The organism is Corynebacterium sputi DSM 45148 (genome assembly GCF_000427865.1).
Taxonomy (GTDB): Bacteria; Actinomycetota; Actinomycetes; order Mycobacteriales; family Mycobacteriaceae; genus Corynebacterium; species Corynebacterium sputi.
In genome coordinates this window covers 22,406-40,151 of record NZ_ATYV01000015.1, presented here as the reverse complement: position 1 = coordinate 40,151, position 17,746 = coordinate 22,406, and the positions used below count along the sequence as shown (strand labels likewise).

The window sequence follows — 17,746 nt, the reverse complement described above, 5'->3', positions numbered from 1 at the left end:
TCCGTGAATTCAGTCGCCACTTCCTCCCGGCAAAATGTGCATCCGGTTGACGAGTATCCCGGTCACGCGAAACTACTTCTTCTAGGCTTCCAGCATGTGCTGGCCGCCTATGCCGGCGCCATCGCTGTGCCCCTCTTCGTTGGATGGGCCCTCGTCGACGCCGGCAGGATGAATCCGTCGGATATCCCGCACCTGATCGCCGCAGATCTGTTTGTTGCGGGAATCGCGACGATCGTCCAGTCGATCGGTATCTGGCGATTCGGCGTCAGGCTCCCATTGATTCAGGGCTGTACGTTCGCAGCGGCAATCCCGATGGTGACGATCGGTTCCACGTACGGCGTACCGGCGATCTACGGTTCGGTCATCGCATCGGGCATCTTCATGATCCTGTTCGCGCCGCTCTTCGCGTCACTGCTGAAGCTTTTCCCGCCGCTGGTCACCGGCACCGTCCTCCTGATCATCGGAACCTCCCTGATGCCAGTGGCCGCTGACTGGATCGGTGGCGGCGCAGAGCTGGCTGGCTCCGACGAGTACGGACTGCCCCGCAACATCGGCATCGCAGCCTTCGTACTTCTCCTGATCTTGCTCATTGAGCGCTGGGGCCCGGCCTGGCTCTCCCGTATCGCTATCCTCGTAGGACTGCTAGTCGGACTTCTCGTCTGCATTCCGTTGGGCATGGTCGACTGGACCACCACTCAAGACTCCCCGATCATCGGAATCACTACGCCGTTCTACTTTGGCGCTCCTGAATTCATTTTCGCTGCCGTTCTGGCGATGTGCATCGTCTCGCTGGTGACGATGGTCGAGTCGACCGGTGACGTCCTCGCGATTGGTGAAATCACCGACTCCAAGGTTGATGACCGTCGCGTCGCGGATACCCTCCGCGCAGATGGTGCGGCCACCGTCCTCGGCGGCATCTTCAATACCTTCCAATACACCGTGTTCGCTCAGAACATTGGCGTCTTGTCCCTCACCCGCGTGAAGTCCCGTTGGGTCACCGCTGCGGCCGGCGGCATGCTGATCATCCTCGGTCTCCTTCCGAAAACCGCAGCCCTCGTCGCCGCTATCCCTGCTCCGGTTCTCGGTGGCGCGGGCCTGGCGCTGTTCGGCATGGTCGCGGCATCCGGCGTCCGCACGTTGACGAAGGTGAAGTTCACCGAGTCAAACCTGATTGTCGTCGCCGTTCCCCTGGCCCTCGGTCTACTGCCGGCGGTGTCCCCGGACCTCTTCTCCTCCATGCCCGCCTGGTCACAGACCTTCCTCGGCTCAGGCATCGTCATCGGCTCTGTGGCTGCGATCCTGCTGAACCTCATGTTCAACACCGGTAAGCTTGCCCCGCAGCTTGACCAGGAGCTCACGCACGACTCCTTCCGCAAGGGCGTCAATGTCACCGACGACGACCACGATGGTTGGGGCGACACTCCAGAAGAGCGCGAAGAGCGCCGCAATGCGGAGAACGACAAGTAGTTTTCGCCGCTATCCTGGATACATGGACCAGGAACTTTCCTCCGACACTCAGATCGGTGATGTGCCCGGTCTGTCCAATCCGGCCCGTCGGGCACTCGCCGAGCACGGGTACGGGACCCTTGGAGCCTTCGACGGCGCCGACTGGAAGACACTCGCCAAGCTTCACGGCGTAGGTCCGAAAGCCGGCGCCATTCTCAATTCGCTCCTGAGCGATCTCGGGATGACTTTGCTCAATGCCCCTGCTGCGGTGGCGCCGGTGAAGAAGAGGGCGTCGGGAAGCACGATCTCTCCCGGCAGCACTCCTAGCAACGTCTCCCCCGCTGACTACATCGCCACGTTGTCTGAGCGCCGAGCGCGCGAGGGCCTACTCCTGTTGCAAATGTTCGAGGATGTCTGCGGCGAGCCCGGAATCATGTGGGGCCCCTCAATGATCGGCTTCGGAAGCACCGAATACGCACTCGCCCAGGGCAAGACTGGCGAGACGTTCCGCGTAGGGTTCAGCCCGCGAAAGGCCTCTTTGGTCCTGTATGGGGTGCAGGATGCGGAACTGCTTCCGCGGCTAGGCAAGCACAAGGAGAGCGTCGCATGTGTGTACGTGAATTCGCTTGACGACGTCGATATCGACATCCTCCGCTCTCTCATCGACCGCGGCTGGAAATAATCTGTACCGAATACTTCCCGGTAGCCGTATAATTTTGCTATGCAAAAGATCATCCCAGCCATCTGGTGCAACGGGGATGCCACGGAAGCAGCTGACTTCTATGTCGGTGTTTTCCGCGATGCCCGTGAGCTCGCAAGGACCACCTACCCCACCGAGGGCCTTCTAGATTTCCAGAAGCACATGGCAGGCCTGCCGATGACGATTGACATCGAGGTCCACGGCCTCCGTCTCAATTTCATCAATTCCGGTGATGAATTCCGGCCGACACCATCAATCAGTTTCCTCGTGAATTTCGATCCGCTCATGTACGGCGGCGTGGACGAGGCCAAGGCGTACCTCAACGAAGTCCACGACGCGCTCCTCGCCGATGGCGGATCTGAGCTCATGGCTCTCGACGAATACCCACACAGCCCCTGGTACGCCTGGGTCGCTGACCGGTTCGGTGTCACGTGGCAACTGATGCTCACTGATGCCGATGGCGCAGAACGACCGGCGATCGTCCCGTCGTTCCTTTTCGGAGGGCCCCAGCAGAACAAGGCCGAGGAGGCCACGGAGACCTGGATCTCGCTGTTCAACAACTCCCGCCGTGGCGCTCTCATCACCTACGACCAGGAGGCCGGACCTGCGGTGCCAGGTTCAGTGATGTTCACGGATTTCCAGCTCGACGGACAGTGGTTCACAGCAATGGACTCAGCAGTTGAGCAGCAGTTCACATTTACGCCCGGTCTCTCCCTGATGGTGGGGTGTGAGGACCAAGCGGAGATCGACAAGTACTGGGAGGTGCTCTCTACGGTGCCCGAAGCCGAACAATGCGGATGGTGCCAGGATGCGTACGGGGTCTCCTGGCAGGTAGGACCATTTGGGTGGTCCGAAGAAGAACTCAGTCCCGAGGGCTACGCAGCAATGATGACGATGGGAAAGTTGGACATCGCCACGCTGCGTGCGGCGGGTGCTCAGTAGCAGCCGACCGCCCGCTAATACAACTCAGATGCTGGAAACGAGCTCCGAGACTACCGAATCCAGCGACACTGCACGCTGCTCGCGCGCCTGAAGGTCACGGAGCTGGACTTCGCCGGACTCCAGTTCGGCTTCACCGAGGACCAAGGCGTAGCGGGCGCCGGCGCGGTCAGCGCCCTTCATGGCGCCCTTGAGTCCACGGCCGCCGTAGGACATGTCAGCGCGCACACCAGCATTGCGGAGGTCGTTGATCAGAACTGCCATACGGCGGGCTGCCTCGGCTCCGAGGGCAACGCCGTAGACGTCGACACGGCGGCCGTCGGACGCCTGCTTCTTCTCTACTTCCAGTGCCAGCAGAGCGCGGTCGACACCTAGTCCGTAGCCGATGCCGGACAGTTCCTGGCCACCGAGCTGAGCCATGAGGCCGTCGTAACGGCCACCGCCACCGATACCGGACTGTGCGCCCAGTCCGTCGTGGACGAACTCGAAACAGGTCTTGGTGTAGTAGTCAAGGCCACGGACCATACGGGGGTTGATCTCGTAAGGAACACCCATATCGTCAAGAAGCCCGGTAACCGTCTCGAAGTGAGTACGGCATTCCTCGTCGAGATAGTCGAGCATGAGCGGAGCGTCCGCGGTCATTTCCCTGACCTCGGGTCGCTTGTCATCGAGCACGCGAAGAGGATTGATCTCGGCGCGGCGACGGGTCTCCTCATCAAGCGGAAGCTTGAAGAGGAACTCCTGGAGCGCCTCGCGGTATGCAGGACGGCAGTTGGCGTCGCCAAGCGAAGTCAGTTCAAGACGGAAGCCAGTGAGTCCGATCGAACGGAATGAGGCGTCTGCCAGCGCAATGACCTCAGCGTCAAGAGCCGGGTCGTCGACACCAATTGCCTCAACACCGACCTGCTGCAGCTGACGATAGCGGCCCGCCTGCGGACGCTCATAGCGGAAAAAGGGGCCAGCGTAGACAAGCTTCATCGGAAGCTGGCCACGGTCGAGGCTGTTCTCGATTACCGACCGCATGACTCCAGCGGTGCCTTCCGGGCGCAACGTCACCGAACGACCACCGCGATCCGCGAAGGTGTACATCTCCTTCGAGACCACATCAGTGGACTCGCCGACGCCCCGTGCGAAGAGGCCGGTCTCTTCGAAGATCGGCAGCTCAATATGCTCGTAGCCCGCACGATGCGCGCGCTCCTGCATCGTGTCACGCACGGCTTGGAACTCGCGGGACACCGGCGGGACGTAGTCCGGGACTCCCTTAGGGGCGGAGAACGGCTGGAACTTCTGCTTCTTCTGCTCGGTCACCAGCCTGATACTACCGGGCTACTTGACCTGGGCCAGGAACGGGTTGGACCTACGCTCTTGGCCGATGGTGGAGGTCGGGCCATGGCCCGGGAGGATCGTCAGCTCATCATCGAGCGGAAGTACACGCTCACGCAAGGAACGCATCATGTCCTCCGGATTCGAGCCTGGCAGGTCGGTGCGGCCAATGGAGCCGGCAAACAGAACGTCGCCGGAGAAAACGACTTCGTCCCCGCCATCAGTGGTTCGCAGCATGACGCAGCCGGGAGAATGGCCGGGAGCGTGGATCACCTGGAAAGCCAGTCCACCAAACTTGACCTCGTCACCGTCCTCTAGGTCGTGGAGGTCGGTGGGGATTTCCATCTCCGAAACCTGGAACATCGCACCAAGGCTGAGGCCGGCCCCGATGAGCGGGTTGTCGAGCATGAACCGGTCGTGCGAGTTCACGTAGATCGGGAGTTCATATTCCTTCTGGACGATCGTGACATCACGCGTGTGGTCGATGTGACCATGAGTCAGGAGAATCGCCTCCGGCTTCAAGTCCTTCGCCTCCAAGGTCTGCAGGATCCACTCAGCTGCTCCCATGCCCGGGTCGATGATGACGCAGGAACGGGTGTCCCCCTCGCCTTCCCCGGAAAATCCCGTGGCGATGTAGCAGTTGGTCTCCAGCGGGCCGGCGGGGAAACCGAAGATCTCCATAGACATGGTGGTGCCTCCTTGTAGGTTTTCTGACCCTGACAACCGCCGGTCCATATGGGCCGGTGGCCGGTGCCGATTTGGCACGGGTTGACGCGAGTCAAGTCCCCGGAGTGTTTTCCCAGCGCATGCGCCAAGTGAACCATCCGGGACGGTGAAGTTTTGCTCGGCCAAACATTACCAAATGTTCGGGCTCCACCCTGCCACGGAACACTGTTCACTCCTGTGGGTTTCGTGTTAACCGTCGTCGCCGCCTCAGCTTTCCGAACACTCGGTACACGCGCGAGACGCGGGCAGGCATAATGGACCATCGGTATCCGTACAGCAGTGAGAAAGGCAGACACACGTGGCTGATAATCAACAGCGTCGCCAAGAGGCGATGAAGAATCTCGACAAGTCATTGTCCCGCCGGGACCGGTCAGAGAAGCTTCAGCCGCTGGGTGTCGTCCTGGCTACGCTGGTCATTCTCACGGTGATCGTCGGCGGCATCTGGTTCCTGACCACTACCGGTGGCGATGAGAACTCGGTTAATGCTGCTGAAGAAACGAACAATGAGCAGGAGATCACCCCTCTCGCAGCTGAGCCGGTCTCCGGCGAGCCTCTGCCGATGACTCGTGACGAGGAGCTCCCAGAGACCGTCACGTGTGAGTACCCTGCAGGTGCCGCAGCGGCTAAGGAAGTTTCCGCTCCTTCAAGCGAGGACGTGCCGGCGCGTGGCATGGTCACCGTGACCCTGAGCACGAACTTCGGAGATATTCCGATGGAGCTGGACCGCGAGGTCTCCCCCTGTGCCGTCAATGCGATTTCTCATCTCGCTGACGAGGGTTACTACAACGACACCGTCTGCCACCGTGTCACCGGCGGTGGCCTGAACGTGCTGCAGTGTGGCGATCCGAGCGGCACCGGTTCCGGCGGACCGGGCTTCACTTTCCCTGACGAGTGGCCGGTCGGCGACGTTGATGAGTCCTCAAACGTCGTTTACCCGCGTGGCTCCATCGCTATGGCGAACTCGGGTCCGGACACCAACGGTTCCCAATTTTTCCTCAACTGGGCTGACGGCGCTCTGCCGCCGGCCTACACGCTCCTCGGCATGATGACCGATGAGGGTATCAGTACCGTGGAAACCATCGCGGACAACGGAGTTGTTCCGAGCATGGGCGCCACCGACGGCACTCCGGCAGAAGAGGTCACCATCGAGTCGGCCTCCGTTAGTTAGTCGGGGACAGTTCAACCCCCGTCCGTTTTCGGACGGGGGTTTTCTGCTGGGCTGGAAAAGCTGACAGCGCTTTACGACGCCGTCAGCGTCCCACTACTTCTACGCCGCACCGGTCACTCGGAAGACGTCGTAGACGCCTTCGATGCTCCTCAGCACCGAGATGATGTAACCCATCTGCTTGGTGTCGGAGACTTCAAAGGTGAACCGCATAACGGCCACCCGGTCCTCGGCCGTGTGCGAGGACGTGGAAATGATCGACACCTTTTGGTCCGAGATCAGTCGAGTGATCTCAGAGAGAAGTCCGTGGCGGTCCAGCGCCTCGATCTGGATGGTGACGGTGAAGACCGCGCCGACCGCATCCTTGAGCCACTGCACTTCCACGAGCCGGTGAGTCTCTTCCTTGAGCTTCGCGGCGTTGGTGCAATCCTCACGGTGCACCGACACTCCGCCACCTCGGGTAACGAACCCGAAGATCTTGTCGCCGGGAACAGGAGTACAGCACTTGGCAAGCTTCGCCATCATGTCGGTGGAGCCCTCGACCAGAACACCGGCGCCATCGGCGCGGTTGGTTACTGTCGGAGGCTGCAAGCGAGACGGCGGAGTCCGCTCGGCGAGCTGGTCCTCGGCGTCGTCCCGCGAGGTGAACTGTGCCATCAGACGGTTTGTCACGTGACCAGGCTTGACCCTGCCTTCGCCGATCGCCTTGTATAGCGAATCGACGTCTGGGTAGTTCAGCTCATTGGCGATGGACTTCATCGACTCCGGAGTGAACAAACGGTGCATCGGCAGACCACCGCGCTGGATCTCAGCGGCGAGTGCGTCACGGCCGGTCTCCAGCGCCTCTTCACGACGCTCCTTCGCGAACCACTGGCGAATGTTCGTCTTGGCACGGGGCGACCTGACGAAGCCCTCCCAATCCTTCGAGGGACCGGACATGGAGTCCTTGGAGGTAAATACCTCGACCCGGTCGCCTGTCTTGAGCGGAGACTCAAGAGCAACGAGCTTTCCGTTAACCTTTGCGCCAATGCAGCGGTGCCCGACCTCGGTGTGAACTGCATATGCGAAGTCGACGGGTGTTGCGTCGGTCGGCAAAGTGATCACGTCGCCCTTAGGCGTGAAGACGAAGATCTCGGTGGAGGCCAAGTCATACCGCAGCGAGTCGAGGAACTCGTTCGGATCCGCAGCCTCGCGCTGCCAGTCCAGGAGCTGGCGCATCCACGCCATCTGGTCGACCTCGGTGGACTTGCCCTTGTGGGATCCCTTGGTTTCCTTGTAGCGCCAGTGAGCGGCAATGCCGTATTCGGCGTTGTAGTGCATCTCGTGAGTACGGATCTGTACTTCAAGAGGCTTGCCACCGGGGCCAATCACCGTCGTGTGCAGGGACTGATAGACACCGAAACGCGGTGAGGAGATGTAGTCCTTAAAACGACCGGGCATCGGCTGATACAGCGAGTGCACCGCGCCCATGGCGGCGTAGCAATCCTTCACCGTGTTTACGAGGACTCGGATACCAATGAGGTCAAAGATCTCATCGAACTCATGCCCGCGGACGATCATTTTCTGGTGGATTGACCAGTAGTGCTTGGGTCGACCCTGCACTTCGGCGTCGATGTGCTGCATGCGCAGGTCCGCAAGGATCTGCGTGCGAATTTCCTTGAGGTACTTATCGCGTTGCGGCGCCCGATCAGCGACTAGTCGCACCAGCTCTTGGTACTTCTTCGGATGCAGGATAGCGAAGGAGAGGTCCTCGAGCTCCCACTTCACACTCGCCATGCCGAGGCGGTGTGCCAGCGGCGCGATGACCTCAAGGGTTTCGCGTGCCTTCTTGGCCTGCTTCTCCGGCGGCAGGAAGCGCATGGTGCGCATGTTGTGCAGGCGGTCGCAGACCTTAATGACGAGGACTCGGGGATCCTCAGACATAGCGACGACCATCTTGCGGACCGTCTCTGCCTCTGCCGCAGAGCCGAGTGCTACCTTGTCGAGCTTGGTCACTCCGTCGACGAGTCGGGCCACTTCGGGCCCAAATTCACGGGTCAGGTCATCGAGGGAATAGTCAGTGTCCTCCACCGTGTCGTGCAGCAGCGCAGCGATGAGGGTGGTGGTGTCCATGCCGATTTCCGCAGCGATGGTCGCGACGGCAAGCGGATGAGTGATGTACGGCTCACCGGACTTGCGCTTCACGCCCTCGTGCAGCCGCTCGGCGACGGCGTAGGCGTGCTCCAGTTGAGAGAGATCAGCCCGTGGGTGAACTTCCCGGTGGATCGCGATCAGCGGATCCAGTACTGGATTGGTCCGAGTCCTGGACCCGGTCAGGCTTCGTGCGAGTCGTGCGCCGTATCTACGGGCTGATCGTTCAGGACTCACTGGGAACCTCCATTGACAACGTGAATCGGGAGGTCACTGAAACGTTCATGCCCATTCAGGTCCGGGACCTGAAGTACCACAGCCACGCCGACAATCTCGGCTCCGCAGTCCTCTAGCAGCTGACGTGCTGCGCAGAGGGTGCCTCCGGTGGCCAGAACGTCATCAACGAGAACAACACGGCGTCCACTGAGCTCAATTCCCGATGCCGGGACTTCCAGAGCAGCAGAGCCGTATTCGAGTTCGTAGGTAGCGTTATGGACCGGAGGCGGCAGCTTGCCGGCCTTGCGAACCGCGAGAATTCCCTGTCCATTGGCGTAAGCGATGGCTGAGCCAAGCAGGAAACCGCGGGCGTCGAGGCCAGCAATGATGTCCGCATCGAAACGTCGGCAGGCGTCCGCCAGATCGTCGACGAGGAGTTTCAGCCCGACTGGATCCGCGAGCACCGGTGTGAGGTCCTCGAAAAGAACCCCCTCAACAGGGAAATCTTCGACAAACCTGGTGAGGCCCGAAAGGGCCTCTTGTGCGGTGCTGAACGTCACGGATACCTCCAGAATCTTGGGTGTTCCTTAACGATACCCGTCGATCAGTTGGACCCTGGACGCCACGTCAACGGACCGTCGTATCGCTCAGCGGGAGCAGGCTCGGTAGCCTTCTCCGGCTCACGGTCAAGATCCTCCGGCTCCTCGGACTTACCGGTACGGGCACGCTCAACCTCACGGTCGTGGTCCGTGTACTTCTTCTGCAGCCGCTTAATCCACACCAGGACAGGAGCAGCCAGGAAGATCGAGGAGATCGTTCCCTGGATCGCACCGATGAACTGAATGATCGCGAGGTCCGCCAGGTTTCCGACACCCAGTGCCCACACAGCGATGACCAGAAGCGCGAAGATCGGCAACAGGGTCGACACTGTGGTGTTGATGGATCTCATAATGGTCTGGTTGACCGCGAGGTTCACTTGTTCGGCGTAAGTACGTCGTGTTGAGTGTTCAAACCCTGAGGTGTTCTCCTCGACCTTGTCGAAGACCACCACCGTGTCGTACAGCGAGAACGACAGCACCGTCAGCAGACCGATGATCGTCGCCGGGCTGACCTGCAGTCCCAGAAGCGAGTAGATGCCCATGATCACGATGCCGTCAATGAAGAGAGTTCCGACGGCCGCGATCGCCATGTCCCGGGAGAACCGGAACATGATGTAGATGAAGACCACGACGAGGAACACCGCCGCAGCCTTCAGCATCTGTTCGGTGATCGATGAACCCCACGATTCGGACACGGTGGAATCACCGATAGCATCCGCTGAGGGTTGACCGAGCTCGTCGACCGGCTCAAAAGCATCGTTGAGTGCGAGGCGTGCCTCTGCGATTTGGGTGTCGTTGAGGCTCTCGGAGGTGATCTCCAGGATGCGGGCGTCACCCGCGCCAACAATCTGAACCTGGTCCGGCTCGACATCGGTGGCACCGACGAAGACCTCTTCAGCTGCTTCTTCGGAGATCTCGGCGGCCGGGATGGTCATCCTGGTGCCGCCCTCGAAATCGATGCCGAGGTTGAAACCGCGGAACAGCATCGCGCCGAGGGCGACGAGCATGATCACAGCGGTGATGATGAACCAGGTCTTAGACCGGCCGATGATGTTGAATCCGCCCGAGCCTGAGTACAAACGGGAGAAGAAGCCACTGCCGGCCTTTTCGGTGTTCCTGGCGTCGTCAGGAGCGATCGAGTTCGTCATGCTACTTCGCCTCCTCGAGGGAGTAGATCGTGTTCGCGTCCACGTCGGCAGGCAAGGTTTCGCCCTGCTCACGCCGGGACTGGGCCAACCTCATGATCGAACCGAAGCCATTCCACGCCGGCTTCGCCATCTTGGGGCTCCGGGAGGCGAGGATGACCAGCGGTGCGGTCACAATGAAGGTCGTCAAGAGGTCGAACAAGGTGGACAGGCCGAGGGTGAAGGCAAAGCCACGGACGTCGCCAATTGCCATCGTGTACAGCACTGCCGCAGCGATCAGGGACACCATGTTGCCGGTCCAAATCGTGCGCTTGGCTCGGTTCCAACCGTGCTGGACTGCCGAACGGTACGTTCTTCCGTCTCTCAGTTCATCCTTGATGCGTTCGAAGAACACGATGAACGAGTCGGCGGTGGTACCGATCGAGATGATGATACCGGCGATGCCAGCGAGGTCGAGACTGTAATCAATCCAGCGACCCAAAAGCACCAGGGTGGCGTACAACAACGCGAACGATGCAGCGAGCGATCCAACGGCAATAACACCGAGACCGCGGTACAGGACGATCGCATACAGGACGATCAAGACCATACCGATCAGACCTGCGATGAGGCCCGCCTGCAGAGCAGCCGAACCCATGGTCGGCGGAGTCGTAGTGACCGTTCCGCCTGCTTCTCCGTCCTCACCCGCAAAGCTCAGTGGGAGGGCACCGTACCGGAGGTTGTTCGCCAGGTTCTGCGCTTCCTCAATGGAGAAGTCACCAGTGATGGCGGTAGCACTTCCGACAGGAGTTGCGCTCTGAATCGTCGGAGCGGAGAGCACCTCAGAGTCCAGGACGATCGCGATCTGGCTGCCAAGGTACTCGTTGGTCAAGGCGCTCCACGTAGCAGCGCCTGTGGCACCACCGGAGGAGTCGAATCGGAATGAAACTTCGACCTGACCTGACTCCTGGTTGTAGCCGCCGTTGATGGCAGAGTCGGTGTCGATGTCGTCACCGGACAGGCGATCACCGTCCTCCCCTTCGCCCTGAAGAAGCGGCGCCGGATCGAGGACGATAATTCCGCCACCGTCCGCGTAGGGGTCACAGGTGACCAACGGCAACGTCGGATCGTCGGACCCTGCAAGAGGATCAGTTCCCTCCGCGGTACACGACATCAAGGTGCCAGCAGCGACTTGCGTGGTCGGGTCCTCCGACTGACGGCCAGCGAGGTACGCATCGCGAACCTGTTCACGGCGGTCCGATGCCTCCAGCGAGTTGGCTGGCTCAGCCGGCGCCTCCGCGGTCACCGTCTGCACGGGGCCAATGTCCGGGGCTTCAGTTTCCATGGCCTCAGACTGCTGTGCCAGTCCTGCAGAGATATCCCCGTGGAGCTCACTGAGTACCTGGTTCGCGTCGTCAACGGAAATTGCTCCCGCTGCGACCCAGTCGTTCGCGAGGTCGATGGTGACGTCGTAAAGCGTCTCCATGTTCGGGTTCGCGCCCTGCGCGACCGGACGGAAGAAGAGCTGCGAGGTCTGCCCTAGGGCACGTGCCTCCTGGGTGTCAGAGCCGGGCACTGTGATAACAAGGGTGTCGCCGTCGGTGATGACGTTCGCACCGGAAACGCCCATGCCGTTGACGCGGTTCTCCAGAATCGCCCGAGCCTGGGAAAGCTGGTCACTCGTCGGATCCTCGCCTTGAGGAACGAGGGTCACACGGGTACCGCCCTGGAGGTCGATACCGAGCTTCGGGAGCGGATCCCTGTCACCAGTGAAGAAGACGAGGGAGTACAGAACCACCAGTAGCACTCCGAAGAGTGCCAGTGCCCACTGGGGCCTTTTACTGCGCGCACCGGTCATAGACCGGCTTTTCGAGGTCGCCAAGAAGGGAGCTCCTGCCGTGAGATGCGAAGTGGGATGTTACTGCAGCGGCTGCTGAGGCTGGTTTCCGACGGCCTCGCCGGCAGCTTCACGAGTCAGGTTACGCAGGACCGCGGACTTCTCCCAACGGGTGATTACACCCTCGGAGATGGTGATCTCGACAGTCTCGTCGTTAACGCCGGAGACCACGCCGCGCATACCTGCACCGGTCAGCACCTCGTCACCAACGGTGATCTGGCTCTGCATCTCGCGGATCTGGCGGATCCTCTTGTTGTGGCGGAAAGTCTGCCACAGCGGCAGGGACAGAAGAACGAGCATCAGGATGATGAGGACAACAGGTTGTGACATAGGTACGCAGTCTAACCAAAGTTGCCGATAGAACCTTCTGGTGGGTCCAATTGCAGATGCCGCCAGGCCGCGGCGGTGGCGACCCGACCCCGTGAGGTCCGAGCGATCATCCCGGCTCTAACGAGGAATGGTTCACATACCTCTTCCACCGTGGACGGCTCCTCCCCCACCGCAACGGCGAGAGTGTTCACACCGACAGGCCCTCCGCCATGTCCGTGAATCAATGCTCCGAGCACTGCGCGGTCCAGTCGGTCCAGGCCCACCTCGTCGACGTCGAACACCAGCAGAGCTGCGCGGGCCGCGCCCAAATCAATGACGCCACCGGTGTGGACATCCGCGAAGTCACGGACCCGTCGCAGAAGTCGGTTGGCGATTCGCGGGGTCCCCCGAGAACGAGACGCGATTTCCGATGCCGCATCCGCTGAAACATCCACGCCAAGAATTCCTGCTGCACGAGTGACAACCTCGGTGAGGTCCTCCACGTCGTAGAACTCCATTTGCGCGGTAAACCCGAAACGGTCTCGCAGCGGACCGGTGAGCATGCCCGAGCGCGTAGTGGCGCCGACGAGAGTGAAGGGCGGCAACTCCAATGGAATTGAGGTCGCACCAGGGCCCTTACCGACGATGACGTCGATACGGAAGTCCTCCATCGCCATGTAGAGCATTTCCTCAGCGGGACGCGCCATGCGGTGGATCTCGTCAATAAAGAGGACATCCCCCTCCATCAAGTTCGACAACATCGCCGCTAGGTCACCTGCTCGCTCGAGGGCGGGACCAGACGTCATCCGGAGTGACGTTCCCAACTCTTGGGCGACAATCATTGCCATCGTCGTCTTGCCCAAGCCAGGTGGGCCCGCCAGCAAGACGTGGTCAGGAACCACACCACGGTTTTTAGCGCCGGAAAGAACGAGATCCAACTGGCTGCGAACCTTCGGCTGCCCAATGAACTCGTCGAGAGACCTAGGGCGCAGACTCACTTCAGCGTCAACTTCGGCAGGCTGGACCTCCGGAGTCACCGGACGGGTGACATTAAACTCAGTGCTTTCCAGATCGGACATGGTTACCTCCCCAGCAGTTTCAGTGCAGCACGCAAAGCGTGCGAGGTATCGACCGACGGGTCAGTGGCGACGACGGAAGCCACGGCAGACTCTGCTTCCGGCTCTTTGAATCCGAGTCCAACCAAAGCGCCGATCACCTGAGCGGTGTCGATCTGCCCTGCAGTCGGCGTATCGGCCACTAGTTCACCCTGCTCGATCGGAGCATCGTCGAATCCACCGAGCTTGCCCTTCAGTTCGAGGACCATGCGTTCCGCCAACCTCTTGCCTACACCGTTCGCTTTCGACAGTGCGGCGACGTCATTGGTCGCCACGGCCGCGGCGATCCGAGGAGGGTCCATGACCTCTAAGACAGCGAGGGCAATACGAGGGCCAAGCTTGGAAACCTTCTGCAGCTCGGTAAACATCGCGCGCTCCTCTGAGTTCTGGAAACCATAGAGAGTCAGTGCGTCCTCTCGCACGATCAGATGTGTGGGGACGTACACCTCCTCTCCTCTCGGAAGAGTTGCGGACGTTCGACCAGTGACATGCACAAGCCGGCCGATCCCATGGGTCTCAATCACGACGGAGTCGAGGGTTTTGTCGACGACAACACCCCTCACGGATGCGATCACAGTGGATTTTCCCTTCTAACGCTTCCCGACGTCCTGTACTGCAGCCCTCCAGGCCGCAGCTGCCGGAGCCGCCGTATCTTTTTCTAGCTTCTTGAACTTCTCTCGCTGACGCTCAGACTGCTCAGCCGCTGCCTTCTCCCGTTCAATCATCGGAGCACGCCAACAGTGGCAGACAGCCAGGGCAAGAGCGTCCGCGGCATCGGCAGGTTTAGGTGGCTCAGCTAGACCGAGGACTCGGGTCACCATCTGCGTCATCTGACTTTTGTCAGCCCGACCGTTGCCGGTCAACGCCTTTTTCACTTCAGAAGGCGTGTACTGGTGCACCGGGATCCCCCGCCTGGCTGCGGCGAGCATGATGACTCCCACTCCATGGGCGGTTTGCAGGACCGTGGAGACGCTACCGCGCTCAAACAATCGCTCGATCGCCACGACCTCTGGGTCATACTTGTCAATCCACTGTTCTACTGCGTTCGACAGACGCAGCAGCCGATCTTCAATTGGCAGATCCGATGGGGTGCGAACAACACCGACTGCGACCGGAGTGACCTGTCGCCCCGATGCGGAGTCCGCAACTGAGAGACCACACCTGGTCAGGCCAGGGTCCACACCCATCACTCTGAGTTGATTTGCCGACATACCGCCTCCTCCGCACGACTGAGCATACCCGATGTACCGAACATGTGTGCGTTCCCCTATGTGCGGTACGTTGTAGCCGTGACACCAGGAATACTCCATAAAAGACTGTCCCAAATCGAAGCTTTCACCTGGGCCCTACTGCTGCTCGGAATGTTCGCCCGTTATGTCCTCGACCTCGGCCAATGGGGAGTGAGCATCGGCGGTGGACTGCACGGCTTCGCTTTCCTTAGCTATTGCGCCGTGACCCTTATCGTGTGGGTGAATCTCAAGTGGCCGGCCAAGCTCGGTATCACCGCATTGGTCATCTCGATCATCCCGTTCGCCACGCTCCCCTTCGAGAAGTACGCCGGAAAGAACGGCTACTACGAAGGACCGTGGCGGTTCACCGATCAGACTGAGATCCCGAAAACCGTCCCGGAGCGGGTATTGGCAACGATTGTTCGCCACCCGGTGTTCTCCGCGACAGCAGTTTTCGTGGCTGTGGTGGTTCTGTACTTCGTGCTACTCCTCGCCGGCCCCCCGACCGGCTGGTTCTAGCTCTTAGTCATCCAGTTCCGCGAGGACATCCTCCGGGATGTCCATGTTGGTGAAGATGTTCTGCACATCGTCGGACTCATCGAGGCTGTCGATGGTGCGCAGCATCTTGCGAGCACCCTCAGCGTCGAGAGTCATCTCAACGTTGGCACGGTAATCCGGATCAGCAGACTCGTACTCAATGCCTGCTTCCTTCAGCGCATCGCGGACCTTCATCAGGTCGGTGATGTCTGACACGACCTCGAACTCCTCGCCCAAGTCGTTGACTTCTTCAGCGCCGGCTTCGAGAACGGCCATGAGGACGTCGTCCTCTTCCATATCGTTCTTCTTCAGCACAACAACGCCCTTGCGCTCGAACTGGTAGGCCACCGAACCGGGGTCGCCCATGCTGCCGCCAGCCTTGTTCATGCGGGAACGAACCTCGGAAGCCGCACGGTTTCGATTGTCGGTAAGACACTCGATCAGCATCGCAACGCCGCCGGGGCCATAGCCCTCGTAGACGATGGTCTCCCAGTCCGCGCCGCCGGCCTCTTCACCGGAGCCGCGCTTGCGGGCGCGTTCGATGTTGTCGTTGGGTACGGAGGTCTTCTTCGCCTTCTGGATGGCGTCATACAGGGTCGGGTTAGCGGAGGGGTCTCCCCCGCCACTGCGGGCAGCGACCTCGATGTTCTTCACAAGGCGGGCGAATTCCTTACCCCGCTTGGCGTCATTAGCCGCCTTCTTGTGCTTGGTGGTTGCCCATTTTGAGTGTCCTGCCATTGTGTGGACCGACTCCCTGTCATATCAGCGTGCAGTTAACGTGACCAGTATAGGTCCTGGATATTACGACGAGGTTTCCCGGAGGGAAGATCAAATTCCCACGCATTCGCGCAGGAATAGCTCGTGGAGCCGCTTCTCCCCCGGCATCGCCTCCGGATGGAAGCTCGTCGCCATGACGGAACCTGACCGCACCGCCACGATTGCGCCGGTGTGCTCGCCGTGTCCTTCCGGAACCCGCGAGAGTACCTCAACATTGGGGCCGGTCTGTTCGACCCAGGGCGCCCGAATGAACACGGCGTGAACCGCATCCTCGATACCTGCGACATCAAGGTCCGTCTCAAATGAGTCGACTTGACGTCCGAAGGCGTTACGACGGACCGTGACATCAAGGGCGTGGAAGTTCACTGCGTCCTCTCGGGTGTCCCGGACGACGTCTGCCAACAGAATCATTCCCGCACATGTTCCGAATGCAGGCAGTCCCCCATCAAGAGCCTGCTGCACGGGGTCGCGCATCCCCTCGACGTTGAGAAGCTTCGACATCGTCGTGGATTCGCCGCCCGGGAAGACCAGGCCGTCTAGACCGTCGAGATCCCTCGGACGGCGAACCTTGCGGGTCTCCACCCCGAGTTGGGCTAGCGCATGCTCATGTTCGCGGACCGCTCCTTGCAGAGACAGCACGCCGATCACAGTGGACATTATTCCTCCGGTGCCTTGTGCGGCACGTTCTTTGCACCCGGACGCAGGGTACGGGTCAAACCTTCTTGCGTTACGACGGCCACCAGCTCACCGCTTCGATTGAACAAGCGACCGTGAGTCAACGCTCGACCTGCGTGGGCTGACGGCGACACCTGGTCGTACAGCAACCACTCGTCCGCACGGAACGGACGAAGGAACCACATTGCGTGGTCAAGTGATGCCTCTTGGAGCTTTGCCTCTGGGTGCGGCACCAGTGCGGACGTCAACAGCGTCATATCTGACATGTACGCCAAAGTGCAGACATGCAGGGTGGGATTATCCGGCAACTCGGACCTAGAACGGAACCAGACCTTCTGCTCAGACGCCCGGTACGGATCGTGGTCAATCCGCTCCGGAGGAACCGGCCTGATGTCCCACTCCGCCCACTCATCGAAGAGCAGCCGAGTGACAGAAGGAAGCTTGTCGGTGTCGACGAAGATCTCTTCCGGATCTGGCACCGGACGCATCTTGTCCGAATGCTCGATGCCCGAATCTCCAGTTCGGTGGAAGCTGGCCTGCATCACGAAGATTGTGTTGCCGTTTTGGACAGCTTTCACGTGACGTGAGACAAACGAACGGCCGTCCCGGATCCGGTCCACCAGGAAAACGGTGGGAACATCCGGGATACCGGGGCCGACGAAGTAGGCATGCAACGAGTTGACCTCGTAGCCTTCTTCTACGGTCCGGGTGGCCGCCACCAGGGACTGCGCGGCCACCTGGCCGCCGAAGGTTCGCTGCAGGATCGACTCGATAACCGGACCTCGGTAAATGTCCCGATCGATCCGTTCGAGGTTCAGAATTTCTCTGATGCCGGCCAT

The 17,746-nt window shown here is 60.5% G+C and carries 18 protein-coding genes; 5 read left to right on the top strand and 13 right to left on the bottom strand.

What is annotated here, in order from left to right:
* The first annotated feature begins 3 nt into the window (after nt 1–3).
* The 3 genes from YWU_RS16065 to YWU_RS0108985 are packed head-to-tail and all read left to right on the top strand — an operon-like array spanning nt 4 to nt 3,088.
* The gene (locus YWU_RS16065; protein WP_051260215.1) at nt 4–1,467 is read left to right on the top strand and encodes a nucleobase:cation symporter-2 family protein; all 1,464 of its coding nucleotides are present in this window, start codon (nt 4–6) and stop codon (nt 1,465–1,467) included.
* 22 nt (nt 1,468–1,489) lie between these two features.
* Complete coding sequence (locus tag YWU_RS0108990; RefSeq protein WP_034647590.1) at nt 1,490–2,128, top strand: hypothetical protein; 639 nt, start codon at nt 1,490–1,492, stop codon at nt 2,126–2,128.
* Between the two features lie 39 nt (nt 2,129–2,167).
* The gene (locus YWU_RS0108985; protein WP_027020213.1) at nt 2,168–3,088 is read left to right on the top strand and encodes a VOC family protein; all 921 of its coding nucleotides are present in this window, start codon (nt 2,168–2,170) and stop codon (nt 3,086–3,088) included.
* A gap of 24 nt (nt 3,089–3,112) precedes the next feature.
* Here YWU_RS0108985 and hisS read toward each other — a convergent pair whose 3' ends face one another.
* Together hisS and YWU_RS0108975 are read right to left on the bottom strand one after the other, a co-directional pair.
* Nucleotides 3,113–4,393, bottom strand: a complete 1,281-nt coding sequence (gene hisS, locus YWU_RS0108980; RefSeq protein WP_027020212.1) for a histidine--tRNA ligase — start codon at nt 4,391–4,393, stop codon at nt 3,113–3,115.
* Between the two features lie 18 nt (nt 4,394–4,411).
* Entirely contained in the window at nt 4,412–5,095 is a 684-nt protein-coding gene (locus YWU_RS0108975) for an MBL fold metallo-hydrolase (RefSeq protein ID WP_240484099.1), read from the bottom strand.
* Nucleotides 5,096–5,432: 337 nt separating this feature from the next.
* Between YWU_RS0108975 and YWU_RS0108970 the strand changes: the two genes are divergently transcribed.
* Nucleotides 5,433–6,302 carry a peptidylprolyl isomerase gene (locus YWU_RS0108970; RefSeq protein WP_027020210.1) on the top strand — a complete coding sequence of 290 codons (870 nt, stop codon included), beginning with the start codon at nt 5,433–5,435 and terminating at the stop codon, nt 6,300–6,302.
* 99 nt (nt 6,303–6,401) lie between these two features.
* On the opposite strand, the gene YWU_RS0108965 is transcribed toward YWU_RS0108970, so the two are convergent.
* From YWU_RS0108965 to ruvC, 8 genes are read right to left on the bottom strand one after another with little or no spacing between them, the layout of a single operon-like run.
* Nucleotides 6,402–8,666: a RelA/SpoT family protein gene (locus tag YWU_RS0108965; RefSeq protein WP_027020209.1), complete on the bottom strand. Its 2,265-nt coding sequence runs from the start codon at nt 8,664–8,666 to the stop codon at nt 6,402–6,404.
* Nucleotides 8,663–9,205 (bottom strand): adenine phosphoribosyltransferase, encoded by a 543-nt coding sequence (locus YWU_RS0108960; RefSeq protein ID WP_027020208.1) that lies wholly within the window; start codon nt 9,203–9,205, stop codon nt 8,663–8,665. Before YWU_RS0108960 ends, YWU_RS0108965 begins: the two co-directional genes overlap by 4 nt.
* A 44-nt stretch (nt 9,206–9,249) precedes the next feature.
* Nucleotides 9,250–10,392 (bottom strand): protein translocase subunit SecF, encoded by a 1,143-nt coding sequence (secF, locus tag YWU_RS16060; RefSeq protein WP_051260214.1) that lies wholly within the window; start codon nt 10,390–10,392, stop codon nt 9,250–9,252.
* 1 nt (nt 10,393) lies between these two features.
* Nucleotides 10,394–12,226 (bottom strand): protein translocase subunit SecD, encoded by a 1,833-nt coding sequence (gene secD, locus YWU_RS16055; protein WP_051260213.1) that lies wholly within the window; start codon nt 12,224–12,226, stop codon nt 10,394–10,396.
* Between the two features lie 60 nt (nt 12,227–12,286).
* Nucleotides 12,287–12,595 (bottom strand): preprotein translocase subunit YajC, encoded by a 309-nt coding sequence (locus tag YWU_RS16050; protein WP_051260212.1) that lies wholly within the window; start codon nt 12,593–12,595, stop codon nt 12,287–12,289.
* Between the two features lie 11 nt (nt 12,596–12,606).
* Nucleotides 12,607–13,653 (bottom strand): Holliday junction branch migration DNA helicase RuvB, encoded by a 1,047-nt coding sequence (gene ruvB / locus YWU_RS0108940; protein ID WP_027020207.1) that lies wholly within the window; start codon nt 13,651–13,653, stop codon nt 12,607–12,609.
* Nucleotides 13,654–13,655: 2 nt separating this feature from the next.
* Nucleotides 13,656–14,252, bottom strand: a complete 597-nt coding sequence (gene ruvA / locus YWU_RS0108935; RefSeq protein ID WP_338025281.1) for a Holliday junction branch migration protein RuvA — start codon at nt 14,250–14,252, stop codon at nt 13,656–13,658.
* A 27-nt stretch (nt 14,253–14,279) separates the two neighbouring features.
* Nucleotides 14,280–14,900, bottom strand: coding sequence for a crossover junction endodeoxyribonuclease RuvC (gene ruvC / locus YWU_RS0108930; RefSeq protein WP_027020205.1), 621 nt, complete (start codon nt 14,898–14,900; stop codon nt 14,280–14,282).
* 78 nt (nt 14,901–14,978) lie between these two features.
* Between ruvC and YWU_RS0108925 the strand changes: the two genes are divergently transcribed.
* Nucleotides 14,979–15,437, top strand: coding sequence for a DUF3817 domain-containing protein (locus YWU_RS0108925; RefSeq protein WP_027020204.1), 459 nt, complete (start codon nt 14,979–14,981; stop codon nt 15,435–15,437).
* 3 nt (nt 15,438–15,440) lie between these two features.
* Here YWU_RS0108925 and YWU_RS0108920 read toward each other — a convergent pair whose 3' ends face one another.
* From YWU_RS0108920 to YWU_RS0108910, 3 genes are all read right to left on the bottom strand, one after another.
* Nucleotides 15,441–16,193, bottom strand: coding sequence for a YebC/PmpR family DNA-binding transcriptional regulator (locus tag YWU_RS0108920; protein ID WP_027020203.1), 753 nt, complete (start codon nt 16,191–16,193; stop codon nt 15,441–15,443).
* Nucleotides 16,194–16,283: 90 nt separating this feature from the next.
* Nucleotides 16,284–16,889, bottom strand: a complete 606-nt coding sequence (pdxT, locus tag YWU_RS0108915) for a pyridoxal 5'-phosphate synthase glutaminase subunit PdxT (protein ID WP_027020202.1) — start codon at nt 16,887–16,889, stop codon at nt 16,284–16,286.
* Nucleotides 16,889–17,746, bottom strand: coding sequence for an acyl-CoA thioesterase (locus YWU_RS0108910; RefSeq protein WP_027020201.1), 858 nt, complete (start codon nt 17,744–17,746; stop codon nt 16,889–16,891). The genes pdxT and YWU_RS0108910 overlap by 1 nt, the downstream gene beginning before the upstream one ends.